Below are 18,967 nucleotides of genomic sequence, written 5' to 3'. Positions count from 1 at the left end.
GCGGTGCTGCGGTCGCCGTCCCGTGTCGTAGCAACCCTTCCGAAAGGAGGACCTGATGAATCTGACGATCAGCGGACACCATCTCGACGTGACCCCGGCCCTGCGCGAGTACGTGCTTACGAAGCTGGATCGAGTCACGCGCCACTTCGACCAAGTGGTTGATGTCAACGTGCTGCTGGCTATCGACAAGTCCAAGGAAAAGGACCGCCGCCAGCGCGCCGAGGTGACGCTGCATGTCAAGGGTCGCGACATCTTCGTGGAGCAGTCGCACGAGGATCTGTACGCCGCCATCGATCAGCTCATGGACAAGCTGGACCGCCAAGTGGTGCGCCACAAGGACCGCACCCAGGACCATCATCATGCGACGGCCAAGCGCATGACGGCCAGCGCCTGAGCTTCTGACCTGACCTGGGGCCTCAGGGCCCCGCACCAAGCGGCCCCGCGGGGCCGCTTTTTGCTGAGATCTCCGGTGGGCTTTTGTGCGCAGCATTCACGCAACACCGGATCGGTTGGGGGGACCCTGCCGGGGGGCGTGACGAGAGGGCTTTCTATAATTGAACGCCCTGTCACAGTCTCCGCACTCGCCCGGACCTGCGCTGCGGAGAAAGCATCATGAACCGTCTCGCCGCCATCCTGCCTGCCGCCAACGTGCTGGTGAACGTGGAAGCCACCAGCAAGAAGCGGGTCTTCGAGCACGCGGGGCTGCTGTTCGAGAACCAGCACGCCATTGCCCGTGCCACGGTGTCGGACAACCTGTTCGCGCGCGAGCGCCTGGGCTCCACGGGATTGGGGCATGGGGTGGCGATTCCGCATGGCCGCATCAAAGGGCTGAAGAACCCGCTGGCGGCGGTGCTGCGGGTGCATCAGCCCATTCCCTTCGACGCACCGGACGACGAGCCGGTGAGCCTGCTGATCTTCCTGCTGGTGCCCGAGGCGGCGACGCAGCGGCACCTGGAGATCCTCTCCGAGATCGCCGAAATGCTCAGCGACCGTGAGCTGCGCGAGCGCCTCAAGGCCGAGCCCGATGCGGCTGCGCTGCACAAGCTGATCCAGAATTGGGAGCCGCTCAAATCGGTCGCCTGAGCTGTCCGCTGCGGCTCCACCTCGGAATCCTCGCCGCATGAAACCGATCTCCGTCAGCGCCGAGGCGCTGTTCGAGGAACACCGCAAGGCGCTGCGCTGGGAATGGGTGGCGGGCCACGCCCATCCCGAGCGCCACTTCGACGAGGCCGCTGTCCGTGCGGCCCATTCCTCGGCCGACCTCGTCGGCTTCCTCAACTACATCCATCCCTACCGCGTGCAGATCGTGGGCGAGCGCGAAGTGCGCTACCTCACGGCCGTGCCGCCCGAAGTCCAGGAGCGGCGCGCCACGCGCATCCTGACCCTGGAGCCGCCGATGGTGGTGGTGGCCGACGACCAGCCTGCGCCGGAGGTGATGCTGCGCCTGTGCGAGCGCGCCGGCATCCCGCTGTTCGCCAGCAAGGAGTCTGCCGGCCACGTCATCGACGTGCTGCGCAGCTACCTGGGCCAGCTCTTCGCCGAACGCACCACGCGCCACGGCGTGTTCATGGACATCCTGGGCCTGGGCGTGATGCTCACCGGCGAGTCCGGCCTGGGCAAGAGCGAGCTGGGCCTGGAGCTGATCTCGCGCGGCCACGGCCTGGTGGCCGACGACGCGGTGGACATCCACCGCACCGCGCAGAACTCGCTGGAAGGCCGCTGCCCTGAGCTGCTGCTGAACCTGCTGGAGGTGCGCGGCATCGGCCTGCTCGACATCAAGGCCATCTTCGGCGAGACGGCGGTGCGCCGGAAGATGAAGCTCAAGCTCATCGTGCACCTGGTGCGGCGCGAGACGCTGGAGCGCGAGTTCGAGCGCCTGCCCTACGAGCCGCTGTACGAGGAGATCCTGGGCGTGCCGGTGCGCAAGGTCGTCATTGCCGTGGACGCCGGCCGCAACCTGGCCGTGCTGGTGGAAGCCGCGGTGCGCAACACCATCCTGCAGCTGCGCGGCATCGACACCTACAACGAGTTCATCCAGCGCCACCAGAAGGCGATGCAGCGCTGAGCCGTCTGTCCCGTTGGGGCCAGCCCCGCCGCAGGGCTCAGCGGGAGCGGAGAAGGATGCTCACTTCGGCCGGTACGCGCAGTCCTGCTTGGTGCAGGTGGCGTACAGGGCCAGGGCGTGGTCGTGGATGGTGAAGCCGCGCGCCTCGGCCACCGCGCGCTGGCGGCGCTCGATCTCCGGATCGAAGAATTCCTCGACGCGCCCGCAGGTCAGGCACACGAGGTGGTCGTGGTGCTGGCCCTCGTTGAGCTCGAACACCGATTTGCCCGACTCGAAATGGCTGCGCGTGAGCAGCCCGGCCTGTTCGAACTGCATCAGCACGCGGTACACGGTGGCCAGGCCGATGTCCGAGCCTTCGGTCAGCAGCGCCTTGAAGACGTCTTCGGCCGTCATGTGCCGCTGGGAGGTCTTCTGGAACACCTCCAGGATCTTGATGCGCGGCAGCGTCGCCTTCAGGCCGCTGCTCTTGAGTTCATCGGCATGCGTCATGACGGCTCTCTCTTGGCAGGACAGCCCCTCAAAAGGGGGCCGGTAGAATGGGCCGGATCATATCCAGCCTGCGAGGCCCGGCCCGGCGCAGGCCCTTCCGCATGCATCGCCTCGTCTCCCGCCTGCCCGCCGCGCTGCTGGCCGCCTGCTCCCTGGCAGGCTGCGCCTCGCTGCAGTCCTCGGACCAGAACCTGCTCGGCCTGATCACGCCCTACCGCATCGAAGTCGTGCAGGGCAACGTGGTGACACGCGAACAGGCCGCGCAGGTGCAGCCGGGCATGACCCGCGCGCAGGTGCGCGACATCCTGGGCTCGCCGCTGCTCACCGACATCTTCCACGCCGACCGCTGGGACTACGTCTTCACCATCCGCCGCTCCGGCGCGGAGCCGCAGCGCCGCGGCCTGACCGCCTTCTTCGACGGCGAGCGGCTGCAGCGCCTGGACGCCAGCGATGACCTGCCCAGCGAGCAGGAGTTCGTGTCCTCGATCAGCACCGCCAAGGTGCCTTCCAAGCTGCCGGTGCTGGAGCTCACGCCCGAGCAGCGCCGCGCCCTGCCGGCGCCGGCGCCCACCGAGCCCGCCGTCGCGACGACGCCCGCCGGTCCGGCGCGCGCGTACCCGCCGCTGGAGCCCTGAATCCCGCCCGCATGACCGCTTCTTCCGCTTCCCCCGAGTCCACAGGAGCCGCCTTGGCCACCACCACTTCCGCCACGCCGCTGCGCATCGCCATCGCCGGCGCCTCGGGCCGCATGGGCCGCATGCTCATCGAGGCCGTGCTGCAGGCCGACGACTGCCAGCTCGCCGGTGCGCTGGACGTCCCCGGCAGCCCCGCGCTGGGCCAGGATGCCTCGGCCTTCCTCGGCCGCAGCTCCGGCGTGCCCATCGTGACCGACCTGCGCGAAGGCCTGGCCAACGCCCAGGTGCTGATCGACTTCACCCGCCCCGAAGGCACGCTGGCGCACCTGCAGGCGTGCCGCGAGCTGGGCGTGAAGCTGGTCATCGGCACCACCGGCTTCAGCGAGGAGCAGAAGGCGCAGATCACCGAGGCCGCCAAGGAAGTCGCCATTGTCATGGCGCCCAACATGAGCGTGGGCGTCAACGTGGTGATGCGGCTGCTGGACATGGCCGCGCGCGCGCTCAAGGAAGGCTACGACATCGAGATCATCGAGGCGCACCACCGCCACAAGGTCGATGCGCCCAGCGGCACCGCGCTGAAGATGGGCGAGGTGGTGGCCTCGGCGCTGGGCCGTGACCTCAAGGACTGCGCCGTCTACGGCCGCGAAGGCGTCACCGGCGAGCGCGACCCCAGCACCATCGGCTTCGCCACGGTGCGCGGCGGCGACATCATCGGCGACCACACTGTGCTGTTCGCCGGCACCGGCGAGCGCATCGAGATCAGCCACAAGAGCAGCAGCCGCGCCGGCTACGCGCAGGGCAGCCTGCGCGCGGCGCGCTTCCTCTCGAACCAGGCCAGCGGCCTGTTCGGCATGGAAGCGGTGCTGGGCCTGGGCTGAGCGACCCCGCCGCGGTGGAAGGCCTGCAGGATTTCTGGGGACGCAGCGACGCCATCGGCCGCGCGGTGGCGCTGCTGCTGCTGCTGATGTCCATCGGCGCCTGGGTGCTGATCCTGTGGAAGGGCTGGCTGCTGCGCCGCGCCGCCACCGACATCGGCCGCGGCGTGCCGGCCTTCTGGGCCGCGCCGGCGCTGCCCACGGCGCGCGAGCGCCTCGCTCAACTCGACCGTGAGCAGCTGCTGCTGCCGCTGCTGGACGCGGCGCAGGCCGGCGCGCGCGGCGGCACGCTGGAGTCGCACGGCCATGCCGACTCGCAGCTCACCCGGCGGCTGCGCGACGCGCTGCACCGCGTGCTGGGCCAGCTGCAGGCCGGGCAGGTGGCGCTGGCCTCCATCGGCTCCACGGCGCCCTTCATCGGCCTGTTCGGCACGGTCTGGGGCATCTACCACGCGCTCATCGGCATCGCCGCCGAGGGCTCGGTGAGCATCGACAAGGTCTCCGGCCCGGTGGGCGAGGCGCTGGTGATGACCGCCGCCGGCCTGGCCGTGGCCATCCCCGCGGTGCTGGCCTACAACGTGTTCGGCCGCTGGGTCGCGGGCTGCGAAGCCGAGCTCGAAGGCTTCGCCCATGACCTGCGCGAGCTGATGCTCGACGCGGCGCGGGAGTCCTGAAGCGATGAGGCCGGGCCGCGTGGCGGCGCCGTCCGCCCTGGAGCGCAGGCCATGAGCTTCGGCCGCCTGGAAAGCAAGAAACCGGCGAAGCCGATGAGCGACATCAACATGACGCCGCTCATCGACGTGATGCTGGTGCTGCTGGTGATCTTCATGATCGCCGCCCCGCTCATGACCTCCAGCCTGCGCCTGGACCTGCCCCAGGCCGAGGGCACACCCAGCGAGGCGCAGGACGCGATCAGCCTGGCGCTGGACGCCCAGGGCCAGCGCTACCTGGACGAGCAGCCGGTGGACGAGGCCGCGCTCAAGGAGCGCCTGGCGCAGGCGGCGCGGCGCAATCCGCAGACCGAGGTGCAGCTGCGCGCCGACCGTGGCGTGCCCTACGGCCGCGTGGCCGAGCTGCTGGCGCTGCTGCAGGAGGTGGGACTGACGCGCATCGGCTTCATCACCGAGCCGCCGCAGGCTGCCGCCACGGTGGCGGCATCAGCCCCGAAATAGGGGGCCTCGGGCCGGCTCCTACAATTCCGGCCCATGAACGACAAGTACGTCCCCGCCGAGGTCGAGTCGGCCGCCCAAGCACACTGGAATGAGCGCGACGCCTACCGCGTCGTCGAGGATGAGAGCAAACGCAAGTTCTACGCCTGCTCGATGCTGCCGTACCCCAGCGGCAAGCTGCACATGGGCCATGTGCGCAACTACACCATCAACGACATGCTCGCGCGCCAGCTGCGCATGAACGGCTGGAACGTGCTGATGCCCATGGGCTGGGATGCCTTCGGGCTGCCCGCGGAAAACGCGGCAATGAAGAACCAGGTCCCGCCGGCGCAGTGGACCTACGCCAACATCGAATACATGAAGGGCCAGATGCAGGCTCTGGGCCTGGCCATCGACTGGTCGCGCGAGATCGCCACCTGCAAGCCCGACTACTACAAGTGGAACCAGTGGCTGTTCCTGAAGATGCTGGAAGCCGGCATCTGCGAGCGCCGCACCCAGGTCGTGAACTGGGACCCGGTGGACCAGACCGTGCTGGCCAACGAGCAGGTCATCGACGGCCGCGGCTGGCGCTCCGGCGCGCCGGTGGAGAAGCGCGAGATCCCGGGCTACTACCTGAAGATCACCAAGTACGCCGAGGAGCTGCTGCAGCAGGTGCAGACCGGGCTGCCGGGCTGGCCCGAGCGCGTGAAGCTGATGCAGGAGAACTGGATCGGCAAGAGCGAGGGCGTGCGCTTCGCCTTCCCGCACCAGATCCGCGACGCCTCGGGTGAGCTGATCCAGGGCGGCCGGCTCTACGTCTTCACGACCCGTGCCGACACGATCATGGGTGTGACCTTCTGCGCCGTGGCGCCGGAGCACCCGCTGGCCACGCAGGCCGCGGCCTCGAACGCGCAGCTGGCCGCCTTCATCGAGGAGTGCAAGCACGGCGGCACCACCGAGGCCGAGCTGGCCACGCAGGACAAGAAGGGGCTGCCCACGGGCCTGTTCGTGACGCACCCGCTCACCGGCGCGCAGGTCGAGGTCTGGGTCGGCAACTACGTGCTCATGAGCTACGGCGACGGCGCCGTCATGGGCGTGCCCGCGCATGACGAGCGTGACTTCGCCTTCGCGCTGAAGTACGGCCTGCCCATCAAGCAGGTCGTGGCGGTGGAAGGCGAGACCTTCAGCGATCAGGCCTGGGCCGAGTGGTACGGCGACAAGCAGCGCGGCGTGTGCGTCAACTCCGGCGTGCTGGACGGCCTCGCCTACAAGGCCGCGGTGGACAAGGTCGCCGAGCTGCTGAGTGAAAAAGGCCTGGGCGAGAAGAAGACCACCTGGCGCCTGCGCGACTGGGGCATCAGCCGCCAGCGCTACTGGGGCACGCCGATCCCCATCATCCACTGCGAGAGCTGCGGCGCCGTGCCGGTGCCGGAAAAGGACCTGCCAGTGGTGCTGCCCGAGGACTGCATCCCCGACGGCAGCGGCAACCCGCTGAACAAGCGCGCCGACTTCCTCAACGTCGCCTGCCCCTGCTGCGGGCGCGACGCGCGCCGCGAGACCGACACGATGGACACCTTCGTGGACAGCTCGTGGTACTTCATGCGCTATTGCGACCCGCAGAACGCGGACGCGATGGTGGCCGGCGGCACCAAGTACTGGATGCCGATGGACCAGTACATCGGCGGCATCGAGCACGCGATCCTGCACCTGCTCTACGCGCGCTTCTGGACCAAGGTGATGCGCGACCTCAAGCTGGTCGAGGTCGATGAGCCCTTCCAGCGCCTGCTCACGCAAGGCATGGTGCTGAATCACATCTACAGCCGCCGCACCGAGAAGGGCGGCATCGAGTACTTCTGGCCGCACGAGGTCGAGAACGTGCTCGACGCCGGCGGCAAGATCGTCGGCGCCAAGCTCAAGAGCGACGGTTCATCGGTGACCTACGAGGGCGTGGGCACGATGAGCAAGAGCAAGAACAACGGCGTCGATCCGCAGCAGCTCATCGAGCAGTACGGCGCCGACACGGCGCGGCTGTTCGTGATGTTCGCCGCCCCGCCGGAGCAGACGCTGGAGTGGAACGACGCCGCCGTCGAGGGCGCGCACCGCTTCCTCAAGCGCGTGTGGGGCTACGGCGTGAAGAACGCCGAGGCGCTGCGTGCCGGCGGCGACCCGGCGCAGGCCGGCGACGACGCCGCGCGCGCGCTGCGCCGCGAGGTGCACCTGGTGCTCAAGCAGGTCAGCTACGACTACGAGCGCATGCAATACAACACCGTGGTGTCGGGCTGCATGAAGCTGCTCAACGCGCTGGAAGGCTTCAAGGCCGAAGGCGCCGCCGCGGCGGCGGTGCAGCGCGAGGCCTTCTCGGTACTGCTGCGCACGCTGTACCCGGCCTGCCCGCACCTCACGCACGCGCTGTGGCAGCAGCTGGGCTATGCCGAGCAGCTGGGCGACCTGCTGGACGCGCCTTGGCCGCAGGTGGACGAGGCGGCGCTGGTGCAGGACCGCATCGAGCTGGTGCTGCAGGTCAACGGCAAGCTGCGCGGCGCCGTGAGCGTGCCCGCCGGGGCCGACAAGGCCGCCATCGAGGCCGCGGCGCTGGCCAGCCCCGACTTCCTGAAGTTCGCCGAGGGCAAGGCCGCGAAGAAGGTGATCGTGGTGCCGGGCCGCCTGGTCAACGTGGTGGTCTGAGCGTGATGAAGCGCCGCACGCTGCTGGCTGCCACCGTTGCGCTGCCGCCCCTGCTGGGGGGCTGCGGCTTCGCGCTGCGGCGTCCGCCGGCGCTGGCCTTCGAGCGCCTGGCGCTGGTGGGCTTCGCGCCGCGCTCGCCGGTGGCCGCGGCGCTGCGCCGCGCGCTGCCCGACACCGTCACGGTCACGGAGGCGCCGCAGCAGGCGCAGGTGGTGCTGGAGGCGCTGCGCGAGGTGCGCGACAAGACCTTCGTCGCCACCGGCTCCGTGGGCCAGGTGCGCGAGATCTCGGTGCGCTTGTTCTTCGGCTTCCGGCTCAGCACCCCGGCCGGCAAGCCGCTGATAGTCCCCGCCGAGCTCGGCCTGTCCCGGGACGTCAGCTACAACGAGACCTACGCCCTGGCCAAGGAGCTGGAGCAAAACGAGCTCTACCGCGCCATGGAAGAGGACATCGCGCAGCAGGTGGTGCGCCGGCTCGAAGCGGTGCGGGAGTTCTGAGCGTGCAGTTGCGTCCGCAGGCCCTGGCGGCGCACCTGGGCCAGGGGCTCCGGCCCCTGTACACGCTGCACGGCGACGAGCCGCTGCAGATGCAGGAGGCGGCCGACGCCATCCGCGCCGCCGCGCGCGCCGCCGGCTACACCGAGCGGCAGGTGTTCACCGTCAGCGGCAATTACTTCGACTGGAGCGGGCTGCTGGGTGCGGCGCAGGAGATGAGCCTGTTCGCCAGCCGCCAGCTCATCGAGATCCGCATCCCTTCCGGCAAGCCGGGCAAGGACGGTTCCGTGGCGCTGCAGCGCTACTGCGAGCAGCTCAATCCGGACGTGCTGACGCTGGTGCAGCTGCCGCGGCTGGACCGCCAGCAGCAGCAGAGCGCCTGGTTCGTGGCGCTGGACAACGCGGGCGCGAGCCTGCGCATCGACCCGGTGGAGCGGCGAGAGCTGCCGGCCTGGATCGCTCGGCGCATGGCCGCGCACGGCCAGCGCGTGGCACCGGGCGAGGAGGGCGAGCGGACTCTTGCCTTCTTTGCCGACCGCGTCGAGGGCAACCTGCTGGCGGCGCACCAGGAGGTGGAGAAGCTGGCGCTGCTGTACCCGGCGGGCGAGCTGGGTTTCGAGCAGGTGGAGCAGGCGGTACTGAACGTCGCGCGCTACGACGTGTTCAAGCTCAGCGAGGCGGTGCTCTCCGGCAACGCCGCGCGCGTGCTGCGCATGCTGGCCGGGCTGCGCGCGGAAGGGGAGGCGCCGGTGCTGGTGCACTGGACCCTGGCCGAGGACATCCGCGCGTTGAAGCGCGGGCACGACGCGCTGGCGCAGGGGAAGCCGCTGCCGATGGCACTGCGCGAGGCACGTGCCTGGGGGCCGCGCGAGCGGCTGTTCGAGCGGGCGCTGCCGCGCGTGAGCGACGCCTTGCTCACCGAGTGGCTGACGGCGGCGCGGATCTGCGACGGGCTGGTCAAGGGGCTCAAGCATCCCGAATGGCCGGCTGAACCCTGGGATGGATTGCAGAAACTGGCCTTGCTGATGATGAACGGGTTGCGATAAGCGCTGCTTGTTCTGCTTCAAAACACTTTTCGCAAAGAAAGTGGTTCGCAAAAAATAAGAATATTTGAACCATACAATACTTGTGCCAATTCGCTTTGCGAACTTTTTTGAAACAGGGATAAAGTTTCCGAAATATTTTTTGGCGCGCGACAGTGCCCTCGCTCAACTACAGCAAAATTCTGGTTTGCGGAGGCGCTGCCGGATACGTTACGGCAACAGAAAACGCGTTCTCGAAATCTCCAATATCCTGCAGCTCAGGCCAGGGCATTGCTCCTTTGGCCCGAAGCGCCTCCAGCCCCGCCGACGCTTCCCTTGTAGTCCGCACATACACCGGCACAAATTTGAGTTTGTCCAACTGCTCCACCGCCCCGGCCCAAGTCTGCCCCTTCCTGAAACTCGCGCTGACCACCAGCCCCACGTCCGCCAGCGCATAAATCAGTTTGTTGCGCTGCGTGGACAGGCTGGCGTTGAAGGAGGCGTTGGGGTCGTAGGGAGACATCAAGACCAATTGGCCGTCGAGCAGCGGGTGGCGGTATTCGCGGGTCGAAACGGTTTTCGCCAGGCTGTCCGCCAGCACGGCACTGACCCGGCCGCCGGCGCGCAGCGCGGCGCTCATGGCGATCTGGTCGATGCCCTTGGCGCCGCCGGAAATCAAGGTTCTGCCGGCCTGGGCGGCCAAGCGGCAGACCGCCATCGTGTCATCGATCAGCACGTCGTCCATGTGGCGCGAGCCGACCACGGCCAGTCCGCCTGAATTGAGCAATTGCTTGTCGCCACAGCCGTAAATCAGCGCGGGCGCGTTCTCCCGCAAACGAGACTTGAAACGCCGGGGATATTCGGCATCGGCGCGGCTGAGCACCCAGATGTTCTGGCTTTCCCAGCGCTCCACGATCTGCTCCAGCACGAAGCCGCGCCCCAGCAGCCAGCGCAGCCGGGATTCGTCGATCACGGCATGGCAGCCGCGAAGGAGTTCTTCGGCATCCGCCCCGAGAAAATCCGCCGGCTGGCGTTTCAGCTCGCGCAGGTGCCGGGCCAGGGCGTTGTATTCACCGAGTCTCAACAGCTCCGAGGGCGCCGCGCCGCGGCCGCCCAGCAGCGGCCCGGTCAGCAGCAGGATCGCGCGGGTATTGGGGGACAAGCTTTCAAGCATTCGGGCACCTGCTCCGGGAAAACTCCCGGGGCAACTGCCACGCCCGATGATTTGCTCGTCAGTATCCGCGCGTGAACTCCACCCGGTGCGCCGGCGTCTCCCCGGCCATCACCGCCCGCACATTCCCCGCCGCGATCACTGCCGCGCTGCGCGCATCGGTGAGCGCCGCCGCATGCGGCAATAGGGTCACCCGCGGGTGATTCCAGAACGGGCTTTCAGCAGGCAGTGGCTCCGTTTGAAACACATCCAGCACCGCATGCCGCAGCCGGCCCGAATCCAGCGCGGCCAGTAAATCGGCCTCCACCACGTGCCCACCGCGCGCCAGGTTCACCAGGCTCGCCCCTTCGGGCAGCAGCGCCAGGCGCCGTGCGTCGAACAGCCCGCGCGTGGCGGCGGTGAGGGGCAGCAGGTTCACGACGATGTCGCTGCGCGCCAGCAGCCCCGGCAGCGCGTCCTCGCCGTGGACACACTCGATGCCCGCCTCCTGCCGCGGCCGGGCGCTCCAGCCCTGCACGCGGTAGCCCATCGCCACCAGCCGCCGCGCCGCCGTCAGCCCCATTTCGCCCAGACCCAGCACCGTGACGCGCAGCTCGTCGGCGCGGCGCTGCGGCAGCTGCCGCCACACCCCTTCGCGCTGCTGGCGCGCGTAGTCGAAGAAGCCGCGGTGCAGCGACAGCACGGCCCACAGCGCCGTCTCGGCCATGGCCGCATTCATGGCCGGATCGACCATGCGCGCGATGGGCACGCCCTCGGGCAGCGTGGTGTCGGCCAGCAGCCGGTCCACGCCGGCCCACAGCGACTGGATCAGCCGCAGCCCGCGCAGGCCCTGCAGCCGCCCCGGCGGCGGGTTCGCCACCAGTGCCACGTCCACCTCGGCGCCGGGCGCGGCCTCCACCCATTGCGCTTCGGGCAGCGCCTGCCGCAGCGCCTCTTCCCAGGTTTCGCGTTCGGCCACGCCGAGTTGGCCCACCAGCGCGAGCTTCATGCCGAGGCCTCCGCCAAGGCCAGCGCTCGCTGCAGCGCGCGCTCGACGGTGACGGTGCGCACGGCGGCGCGGTCGCCGTCCAGCTGCAGCAGCTCCGCGCCCACGGCGCCGTCGCGCACGGCCCAGCCCAGCCAGACCGTGCCCACCGGCTTGCCCGGCACGGCACCGCCCGGGCCGGCAATGCCGGTAACGGCCAGCGCCAGCTCGGCCCGCGCATGCGCCAGCGCGCCGGCGGCCATGGCGCGGGCGACTTGCTCGCTCACCGCGCCATGGGCCGCGACCAGCGCCGCCGGCACGCCCAGCGTCTCCACCTTGGCCTCGTTGCTGTAGGTGACGAAGCCGCGCTCGAACCAGTCGCTGGAGCCGGCCACCGCGGTGCAGGCCGCGGCGATCAGCCCGCCGGTGCAGCTCTCGGCCGTGGTGAGGCGCCAGCCGCGCGCGCGCAGCGCTGCGGCCAGCGTGTTGACTTGCGGCTCCAGGTCGTCAGGGAAGGTCATGGGTGCAGTCTCCCGGGATTGTCTGAAATACCTGAACAATGGCCGCACTCATTGCGAGTGTTGTCCAGTAAAGTTGACCAATCCGCTCCGCCTCACATCACCAACCGCCGCCACAGCGCGATTACCAGCACCGTGCAGAACGCCGCCACCAGGTCGTCGATGAGGATGCCGAAGCCCTGGGCCCAGCTCGGCGGGCGGTTCTCGTGGCTCTTGAACAGGCTGTCGGCCCAGCCCACCGGGCCGGGCTTCACGGCGTCGAAGAAGCGGAACAGGCCGAAGGCCACCAGCTGGCCGAGGAGACCCATGGGCATGGCCAGCCACAGCACGATCCAGAAGGCGATGACTTCGTCCCAGACGATGGCGCCCGGGTCGCCGGTGTTCATGTGCTGCGCCGTGCGCGTGCAGGCCCACCAGCCCACCCCCGCGCTGCCGGCGATCAGCCAGCCCCACTGCGCCGAAGTGAGCCAGCGGTCCAGCACCAGGAAGCTGAGCCAGGCCCACAGCGTCCCGACCGTGCCCGGCGCCTTGGGCGCGAGGCCGCTGCCGAAGCCCAGCGCGATCCAGTGCGCGGGGTGGGGCAGCATGAAGCGCAGGGTGGCGCGGCGCGGGGCGGAGGTGTTCATGCCGAGCGGAAGTGATCGAAGCTGGCGAACTCCGCCTGCAGCGGCACGCCGTAGCCGTCCACCAGGCGCAAGCCCGGCTCGGCCTGCAGCTCGCCGATGCGCGCCACGCCCACGCCTGCGGCATGCGCCGCGGCCCGCACCGCCTCGCGCCGCGCCGGCGGGGCGCTGAACAGCAGCTCGTAGTCGTCGCCGCCGGCCAGGCCGCATTCGAGCTGCAGCGCGCGCGGCTGTGCCGCCAGCACCGCGCTGCGCGGCAGGGCGTCGGCATCGACGCGCGCGCCCAGCTGCGAGCCGCGCAGCACATGGCCCAGGTCGCCCAGCAGCCCGTCGCTGACGTCGATGGCGCTGTGCGCCAGGCCGCGCAGCGCCTGGCCCAGCGCCACGCGCGGGCGCGGCTGCTCCATGGCGTGGCGCACGTTCTCGAAGTCGCGCCCGTCCAGCGTGAGGCGGCCGCGGAACACCTCCAGCGCCAGGCGCGCGTCACCGATGCCGCCGCCCAGAGGGTGGCTGACCCACAGGTCGTCGCCCGCGCGCGCGCCCGAGCGCAGCAGCGCCTGCCCGGCCGGCACCTCGCCGAAGACGGTGATGCACAGGTTCAGCGGCCCGGCGGTGGTGTCGCCGCCGACGAGCTCGATGCCGTGCTCCTCGGCCAGCGCGAACAGCCCGCTCGCCAGCCCCTCCAGGAAGGCCTCATCCGCCCGCGGCAGCGACAGCGCCAAGGTGAAAGCCAGCGGCCGGGCGCCGCAGGCGGCCAGGTCGCTCAGGTTCACCGCCAACGCCTTGTGGCCCAGCCGCGCCGGCGCCACGGTGGACAGGAAATGCCGGCCCTCGACCAGCATGTCGCTGGAGACGGCCAGCTGCATGCCGGGCGCCACGTTGAGCAGCGCGCAGTCGTCGCCCACGCCCAGCGCCGCGCGCCGCACCGGGCGCTTGAAGAATTTCGCGATCAGGTCGAACTCGCCGAGGGCCATGGGCAGCAGGGGGTCAGGTCATTGAGGAAAGAAAGCCGCACGGGGGATACGCGCGCGGCGGCAGTGAGGCCGTCCGGCGGGACGTCAGCCCTGGCCCTGCTCCCGCAGCAGGTTGGCCAGCTCGACGGCGGACTTCACGTTCATCTTTTCGAACAGCCGCGCGCGGTGCACTTCCACCGTGCGCACGCTGATGCCCAGCGCGTTGGCGATGAGCTTGTTGGGCTTGCCCTCGATCACGAGCTGCATCACCTCGCGCTCGCGCTCGGTGAGCTCGGCCAGCGCCTGGGACTTGGCCTGCGTCTCGCGGCGGCGGTTGATGGCCTCGGCGCTCAGCGCCAGGGCCTGCTCCACGCGGTCCACCAGCGCGTTGTCGGAAAAGGGCTTCTCCACGAAGTCGAAGGCGCCGCGCTTGACGGCCGCCACCGCGGTGGGCACGTCGCCGTGGCCGGTGAGGAAGATCACCGGCAGCGAGGCCGTGACGCCGCGCTCGACCAGGCGCTCGAACAGCGTCAGCCCACTGATGCCGGGCATGCGCACGTCCAGCAGCAGGCACGAGGGCGCCTCGGGCCAGGTGGCCTGCGTCGCCGGCGGCAGGGCGTCGAGCATGGCCTCGAAGGCCTCGGCGCTGCCGAAGCCCTCGGAGAGCAGCCGCCGCGAGCGCAGCAGCCAGGCCAGGGCATCGCGCACCACATCCTCGTCATCGACGAGGTACACCATGGGGAGACCGAGGGGGGGAAGCATCACGGAAGTATCGGCGATGTAAGTACCCGTTCAGGTGGCGCCGGCAGCGTCCCTCAGGCCCGCAGCGGCGCGGCGCGCGGCACGCGCGTGGCGTCGGGCAGCGTGAAGCGGAATTCCGTCCCGCCCGGCCCGTCGGGCAGCGGCGGCAGGCTCTCGAACTCCAGCGCCCCGCCATGCTGCTCGATCACGGTGCGGCACAGGCTCAAACCCAGGCCCATGCCCTCGCTGCGCGTGGTGAAGAAGGGCGTGAACAGCCGCTGCGCCACCTCCGCCGGGATGCCCGGGCCGGCGTCCACCACCGCGAAGCCCACGCGCCCCTCGCTGGCCGGTTGCACGCGCAGGCGCAGCACGCGCTGCGCCAGCGGCGTGGCCGTTTCCATGGCCTGGATGCCGTTGCGCGTGAGGTTGAGCAGCACCTGCTCCAGCATCGTGCGGTCGCACATCACGCGCGGGATCGGGTCGGGATATTCCAGCTCGATGCGCGTGCCGCTCTTGCGCGCCTGCAGCCGCACCAGTGGCAGCACGGCGTCGATGAGCTGGTCGGCGCGGATGCTCTCGCGCGCCTGCTCGCGGCGGCGCACGAAGTCATGCACGCTCTTGATGACGCGGCCCGCGCGCTCGGCCTGCTCGGCGATGCGCGTGACGGCGTGGCGCAGCATGTCGTGGGTCTGGTCGTCGGGCTGCTGCAGCAGGTTGAGCGAGCCGGTGGCGTAGCTGGCAATGGCCGCCAGCGGCTGGTTGAGCTCGTGGCTCAGCAGCGAGGCCATCTCGCCCACCGTGGCCAGCCGCGCCGTGGCCTGCAGCCGCTCCTGCTGCTGGCGCGAGAGCTCCTCCACGCGGCGCTGCGCGCTCATGTCCAGCACCGCGCTCATCCAGCCGGTGTGGCGCCCGGCGCCGTCCACCAGCGGGGTCTCGTAGATCATGACCGGGAAGCGCTCGCCGTTGCGGCGCATGAACACCGTCTCGAAGCCTTCCAGGTGCGGGTCGGCCACCGGCTCGGCGCGCATGCGCATCGCCTGGCGCTCGGTGTACTCCTCGACGCACTCGGGCGGCCAGTACGGCGGCGGCGAGGTGTGGCGCAGCTCCTCGGCGCTGAAGCCCACCATGGCGCAGAAGGCCTGGTTGACGTAGGAGATGCGGCCGTCGAGCGTGCGCGCGCGCAGCCCCGTGCTCAGCGAGTCCTCCATCGCCTTGCGGAAGGCCAGCGCCTCGGCCAGCGCGCGCTCGGCCTGGGCGCGCCGGCGCACGTCGCGCGCCAGCAGCAGCAGCAGCGCGAACAGCACCACCGACAGCCCCAGCACCAGCGCCGTGGCCAGGTTGGGGATCAGCCGCGGGCTGCCCTCGGCACTGTCCACGCGCAGCTGCAGCGCGCTGCCGGGCAGCTCCAGCAGGTGGCGCGCGTGGTAGACGCCCGCGCCGCGGGCCATGCCGGCGCGCGCCAGGCGCGTGCCGTCCACCTCGATGATCGAGAACTCGTGCCGGCGCAGCCGCTGCCCGCCGGCGGCCTCTTCCAGCAGCGCGCCCAGGCCGAAGCTCAGCACCACGAAGCCGTCGGGGCGGCCGTCGCGCTGCACCGGGATGCAGGCGTCGATCACTTCCACGCCCAGGCCGCCGGGCTGCGGCACGAAGTAGCTGCGCGAGAAGGCCGGCGCGCTGGCGCGGCGCGCGGCGGCGCAGGCGGGCTCCAGCTCGGCGCTCATCTGGTCGCGGCCGAGCTGCTCGAACAGCGGCGCCGCGTAGGGCGAGGCCAGGTTGCCCAGTAGCGCCATGTCGTCGCCGCGGCGCTCCACGCGCAGCACCTCGCGCTGCGTGCGCAGCAGCTCGGTGGCGCCGCCCTGCCACGGCGCCGACGCGCCGGCGCTCCACAGCAGCGCCTGCAGCGCCTGCACGCTGCGCAGCACGGTGTGACGCAGCTCGGCGGCCACCTCCTCGGCCTGCGCCTCCACCGCCTCCTGTTGGCGCGAGGCCTCGTAGCGCACCGTCAGCATCACCAGCAGCGTCTGCGCCACCAGCAGCAGCGCCACCAGCGCGCCCCACAGCAGCGTGCGCCGGACCCGGCCGGGAAGGGCCTCGCGAAGAAGAACCAGGGCTTTCATAGGGGCGCGCAGTATGCGTGACACGCCGGCCGCAACCTGGCGTTGAGGGGGATCAAGCTAACGCGGCTCTTACAATCAATACCCCCCGCACGCACAGAGCAGCTGCCCCCATGTCCAACGCAGAAGACAAACGCGCCGAGCTTCGCCGCGCCGCCCTGGAGTACCACGAGTTCCCGACCCCGGGCAAGGTCGCCATCGCGGCCACCAAGTCCATGGTCAACCAGCGCGATCTGGCGCTGGCCTACTCGCCCGGCGTGGCTGCCGCGTGCGAGGAGATCGTGGCCGACCCGGCCGCGGCCTTCCGCTACACCTCGCGCGGCAACCTGGTGGCCGTGGTCAGCAACGGCACCGCCGTGCTCGGCCTGGGCGACATCGGCCCGCTGGCGTCCAAGCCGGTGATGGAAGGCAAGGGCGTGCTGTTCAAGAAGTTCGCCGGCATCGACGTCTTCGACCTGGAAGTCAACGAGAAGAACGTCGACAAGCTGGTGGACATCATCGCCGCGCTGGAGCCCACCTTCGGCGGCGTGAACCTGGAAGACATCAAGGCGCCGGATTGCTTCTACGTCGAGCGCAAGCTGCGCGAGCGCATGAAGATCCCCGTCTTCCACGACGACCAGCATGGCACCGCCATCGTCGTGGGCGCGGCGCTGCTCAACGGCCTGAAGGTCGCTGGCAAGGACATCAAGCAGGTCAAGCTGGTCGCCTCGGGCGCCGGCGCCGCCTCGCTGGCCTGCCTGGGCCTGCTGCTCAAGTTGGGGCTGCCGCGCGAGAACATCTGGGTCACGGACCTCGCCGGCGTGGTCTACCAGGGCCGCACCGAGCTGATGGACCCGGACAAGGCCGAGTTCGCGCAGGACACCAGCGCGCGCACGCTCTCCGAGGTGATCGAGGACGCCGACGTGTTCCTGGGCCTGTCGGCTGGCGGCGTGCTCAAGCCCGACATGGTGCGGCGCATGGCCACGCGGCCGATCATCCTGGCACTGGCCAACCCCACGCCGGAGATCCTGCCCGAGGAGGTCAAGCAGGTGCGCGACGACGCCATCATGGCCACCGGCCGCACCGACTACCCGAACCAGGTCAACAACGTCCTGTGCTTCCCCTACATCTTCCGCGGCGCGCTGGACTGCGGCGCCACGACGATCACGGTGGAGATGGAGATCGCGGCGGTGCACGCCATCGCCGAGCTGGCGCAGGCCGAGCAAAGTGAAGTGGTGGCCGCAGCCTACGCCGGCGCCAACCTCAGCTTCGGCCCCGAGTACCTGATCCCCAAGCCGTTCGACCCGCGGCTGATGATGAAGATCGCCCCGGCGGTGGCCCAGGCCGCGGCCGATTCCGGCGTGGCGTCGCGTCCGATCCAGGACATGGACGCCTACCGCGAGAAGCTGCAGCAGTTCGTCTACGCCTCGGGCACGACGATGAAGCCCATCTTCGCGCTGGCCAAGGCCGCCGAGGCGCGCCGCGTGGCCTACGCCGAAGGCGAGGAGGAGCGCGTGCTGCGCGCGGTGCAGGTGGTGGTGGACGAGAGCCTGGCGCGCCCGACGCTCATCGGCCGCCCGGCCGTGATCGCGCAGCGCATCCAGAAGTTCGGCCTGCGGCTGGAGCAGGGCCGCGACTACGACGTGGTCAACATCGAGCACGACGAGCGCTACCACGACTACTGGCGCACCTACCACCAGCTGATGGAGCGCCGCGGCGTCACGCAGCAGTTCGCCAAGATCGAGATGCGCCGCCGCCTGACGCTCATCGGCGCCATGCTGCTGCACAAGGGCGAGGTGGACGGCCTGATCTGCGGCACCTGGGGCACCACGGCGCTGCACCTGGTGCACATCGACGCCCTCATCGGCCGGCGTCCGGGCGTCAACACCTACGCCTGCATGAACGCGCTGATCCTGCCCAACCGGCAGGTGTTCATGGTGGACACGCACGTCAACTACGACCCGACGGCCGAGCAGATCGCCGAGATCACCATCCTGGCCGCCGAGGAGCTGCGCCGCCTGGGCATCGAGCCCAAGGCCGCGCTGCTGTCGCACTCCAACTTCGGTACCAGCGACCAGCCTTCGGCGGTGAAGATGCGCAAGGCCCTGGCGCTGGTGCAGGAGCAGGCGCCGTGGCTGGAGGTGGACGGCGAGATGCACGGCGACACCGCGCTGGACGCCAGGCTGCGCGCTTCGCAGATGCCGCGCAGCACGCTCACGGGCGAGGCCAACCTGCTGGTGCTGCCCAACATCGACGCGGCCAACATCGCCTACAACCTGCTCAAGACGTCCGCGGGCGGCGGCATCGCCATCGGCCCGATCCTGCTGGGCGCGGCCAAGCCGGTGCACATCCTCACGCCCTCGGCCACCGTGCGGCGCATCGTCAACATGACGGCGCTGACCGTGGCCGACGCCAACGCGCCGCGCTGACCAGCACCCGCCGGTGCCACGCGCGCCGGCGCATCGAGCGCCCCAAAGCCCCGCGCCGGCAG

At 70.1% G+C, this 18,967-nt stretch carries 19 protein-coding genes; 11 read left to right on the top strand and 8 right to left on the bottom strand.

The features are described from left to right. Positions 1-55: 55 nt before the first annotated feature. From hpf to hprK, 3 genes are all read left to right on the top strand, one after another. Entirely contained in the window at positions 56-394 is a 339-nt protein-coding gene (gene hpf / locus HHL10_RS15135; protein ID WP_169161212.1) for a ribosome hibernation-promoting factor, HPF/YfiA family, read from the top strand. Positions 395-612: 218 nt separating this feature from the next. After that, the gene (ptsN, locus tag HHL10_RS15130; RefSeq protein WP_169161211.1) at positions 613-1,083 is read left to right on the top strand and encodes a PTS IIA-like nitrogen regulatory protein PtsN; all 471 of its coding nucleotides are present in this window, start codon (positions 613-615) and stop codon (positions 1,081-1,083) included. A 37-nt stretch (positions 1,084-1,120) separates the two neighbouring features. Then, positions 1,121-2,065, top strand: coding sequence for an HPr(Ser) kinase/phosphatase (gene hprK, locus HHL10_RS15125; protein ID WP_169161210.1), 945 nt, complete (start codon positions 1,121-1,123; stop codon positions 2,063-2,065). A gap of 60 nt (positions 2,066-2,125) precedes the next feature. Here hprK and fur read toward each other — a convergent pair whose 3' ends face one another. Beyond that, positions 2,126-2,554 carry a ferric iron uptake transcriptional regulator gene (fur, locus tag HHL10_RS15120; protein WP_169161209.1) on the bottom strand — a complete coding sequence of 143 codons (429 nt, stop codon included), beginning with the start codon at positions 2,552-2,554 and terminating at the stop codon, positions 2,126-2,128. Positions 2,555-2,655: 101 nt separating this feature from the next. Here fur and HHL10_RS15115 point away from each other — a divergent pair, with 101 nt between their 5' ends. Genes HHL10_RS15115 through holA form a run of 7 tightly spaced genes read left to right on the top strand, consistent with a single transcriptional unit; the run spans position 2,656 to position 9,437 of the window. Next, the gene (locus HHL10_RS15115) at positions 2,656-3,189 is read left to right on the top strand and encodes an outer membrane protein assembly factor BamE (RefSeq protein ID WP_169161208.1); all 534 of its coding nucleotides are present in this window, start codon (positions 2,656-2,658) and stop codon (positions 3,187-3,189) included. A gap of 11 nt (positions 3,190-3,200) precedes the next feature. Further along, positions 3,201-4,067: a 4-hydroxy-tetrahydrodipicolinate reductase gene (gene dapB / locus HHL10_RS15110; RefSeq protein ID WP_169161207.1), complete on the top strand. Its 867-nt coding sequence runs from the start codon at positions 3,201-3,203 to the stop codon at positions 4,065-4,067. A gap of 14 nt (positions 4,068-4,081) precedes the next feature. Next, entirely contained in the window at positions 4,082-4,738 is a 657-nt protein-coding gene (locus HHL10_RS15105; protein WP_310734603.1) for a MotA/TolQ/ExbB proton channel family protein, read from the top strand. A gap of 51 nt (positions 4,739-4,789) precedes the next feature. Continuing rightward, positions 4,790-5,236: an ExbD/TolR family protein gene (locus HHL10_RS15100; protein ID WP_169161206.1), complete on the top strand. Its 447-nt coding sequence runs from the start codon at positions 4,790-4,792 to the stop codon at positions 5,234-5,236. 33 nt (positions 5,237-5,269) lie between these two features. Continuing rightward, positions 5,270-7,897: a leucine--tRNA ligase gene (leuS, locus tag HHL10_RS15095; protein ID WP_169161205.1), complete on the top strand. Its 2,628-nt coding sequence runs from the start codon at positions 5,270-5,272 to the stop codon at positions 7,895-7,897. Between the two features lie 5 nt (positions 7,898-7,902). Then, entirely contained in the window at positions 7,903-8,394 is a 492-nt protein-coding gene (locus HHL10_RS15090; protein WP_169161204.1) for an LPS-assembly lipoprotein LptE, read from the top strand. Between the two features lie 2 nt (positions 8,395-8,396). Next, positions 8,397-9,437 (top strand): DNA polymerase III subunit delta, encoded by a 1,041-nt coding sequence (holA, locus tag HHL10_RS15085; protein ID WP_169161203.1) that lies wholly within the window; start codon positions 8,397-8,399, stop codon positions 9,435-9,437. A gap of 166 nt (positions 9,438-9,603) precedes the next feature. On the opposite strand, the gene HHL10_RS15080 is transcribed toward holA, so the two are convergent. From HHL10_RS15080 to HHL10_RS15050, 7 genes are all read right to left on the bottom strand, one after another. Continuing rightward, positions 9,604-10,587 carry a DNA-processing protein DprA gene (locus HHL10_RS15080; protein ID WP_169161202.1) on the bottom strand — a complete coding sequence of 328 codons (984 nt, stop codon included), beginning with the start codon at positions 10,585-10,587 and terminating at the stop codon, positions 9,604-9,606. A 58-nt stretch (positions 10,588-10,645) separates the two neighbouring features. After that, entirely contained in the window at positions 10,646-11,572 is a 927-nt protein-coding gene (locus tag HHL10_RS15075) for a 2-hydroxyacid dehydrogenase (RefSeq protein ID WP_169161201.1), read from the bottom strand. Next, positions 11,569-12,069, bottom strand: coding sequence for a CinA family protein (locus HHL10_RS15070; RefSeq protein WP_169161200.1), 501 nt, complete (start codon positions 12,067-12,069; stop codon positions 11,569-11,571). The genes HHL10_RS15075 and HHL10_RS15070 overlap by 4 nt, the downstream gene beginning before the upstream one ends. Positions 12,070-12,161: 92 nt before the next feature. After that, on the bottom strand, positions 12,162-12,692 hold the full coding sequence (locus HHL10_RS15065; protein WP_169161199.1) for a phosphatidylglycerophosphatase A family protein: 531 nt from the start codon (positions 12,690-12,692) through the stop codon (positions 12,162-12,164). Beyond that, a complete protein-coding gene (thiL, locus tag HHL10_RS15060; protein ID WP_169161198.1) occupies positions 12,689-13,663 on the bottom strand; it encodes a thiamine-phosphate kinase in 975 nt (324 codons plus the stop codon). The genes HHL10_RS15065 and thiL overlap by 4 nt, the downstream gene beginning before the upstream one ends. Positions 13,664-13,747: 84 nt before the next feature. Then, positions 13,748-14,404 (bottom strand): response regulator transcription factor, encoded by a 657-nt coding sequence (locus tag HHL10_RS15055; RefSeq protein ID WP_235971493.1) that lies wholly within the window; start codon positions 14,402-14,404, stop codon positions 13,748-13,750. 53 nt (positions 14,405-14,457) lie between these two features. Beyond that, entirely contained in the window at positions 14,458-16,500 is a 2,043-nt protein-coding gene (locus HHL10_RS15050; protein ID WP_169161197.1) for a PAS domain-containing sensor histidine kinase, read from the bottom strand. Positions 16,501-16,610: 110 nt separating this feature from the next. Here HHL10_RS15050 and HHL10_RS15045 point away from each other — a divergent pair, with 110 nt between their 5' ends. Continuing rightward, a complete protein-coding gene (locus HHL10_RS15045) occupies positions 16,611-18,905 on the top strand; it encodes an NADP-dependent malic enzyme (protein WP_169161196.1) in 2,295 nt (764 codons plus the stop codon). Positions 18,906-18,967 lie beyond the last annotated feature (62 nt).

Origin of the sequence: Azohydromonas caseinilytica (assembly GCF_012927045.1) — a bacterium.
GTDB classification, from domain to species: domain Bacteria; phylum Pseudomonadota; class Gammaproteobacteria; order Burkholderiales; family Burkholderiaceae_C; genus Azohydromonas; species Azohydromonas caseinilytica.
The sequence above is the reverse complement of the archived record's forward strand: the minus strand, read 5'-3'. Positions and strand labels throughout refer to the sequence as shown.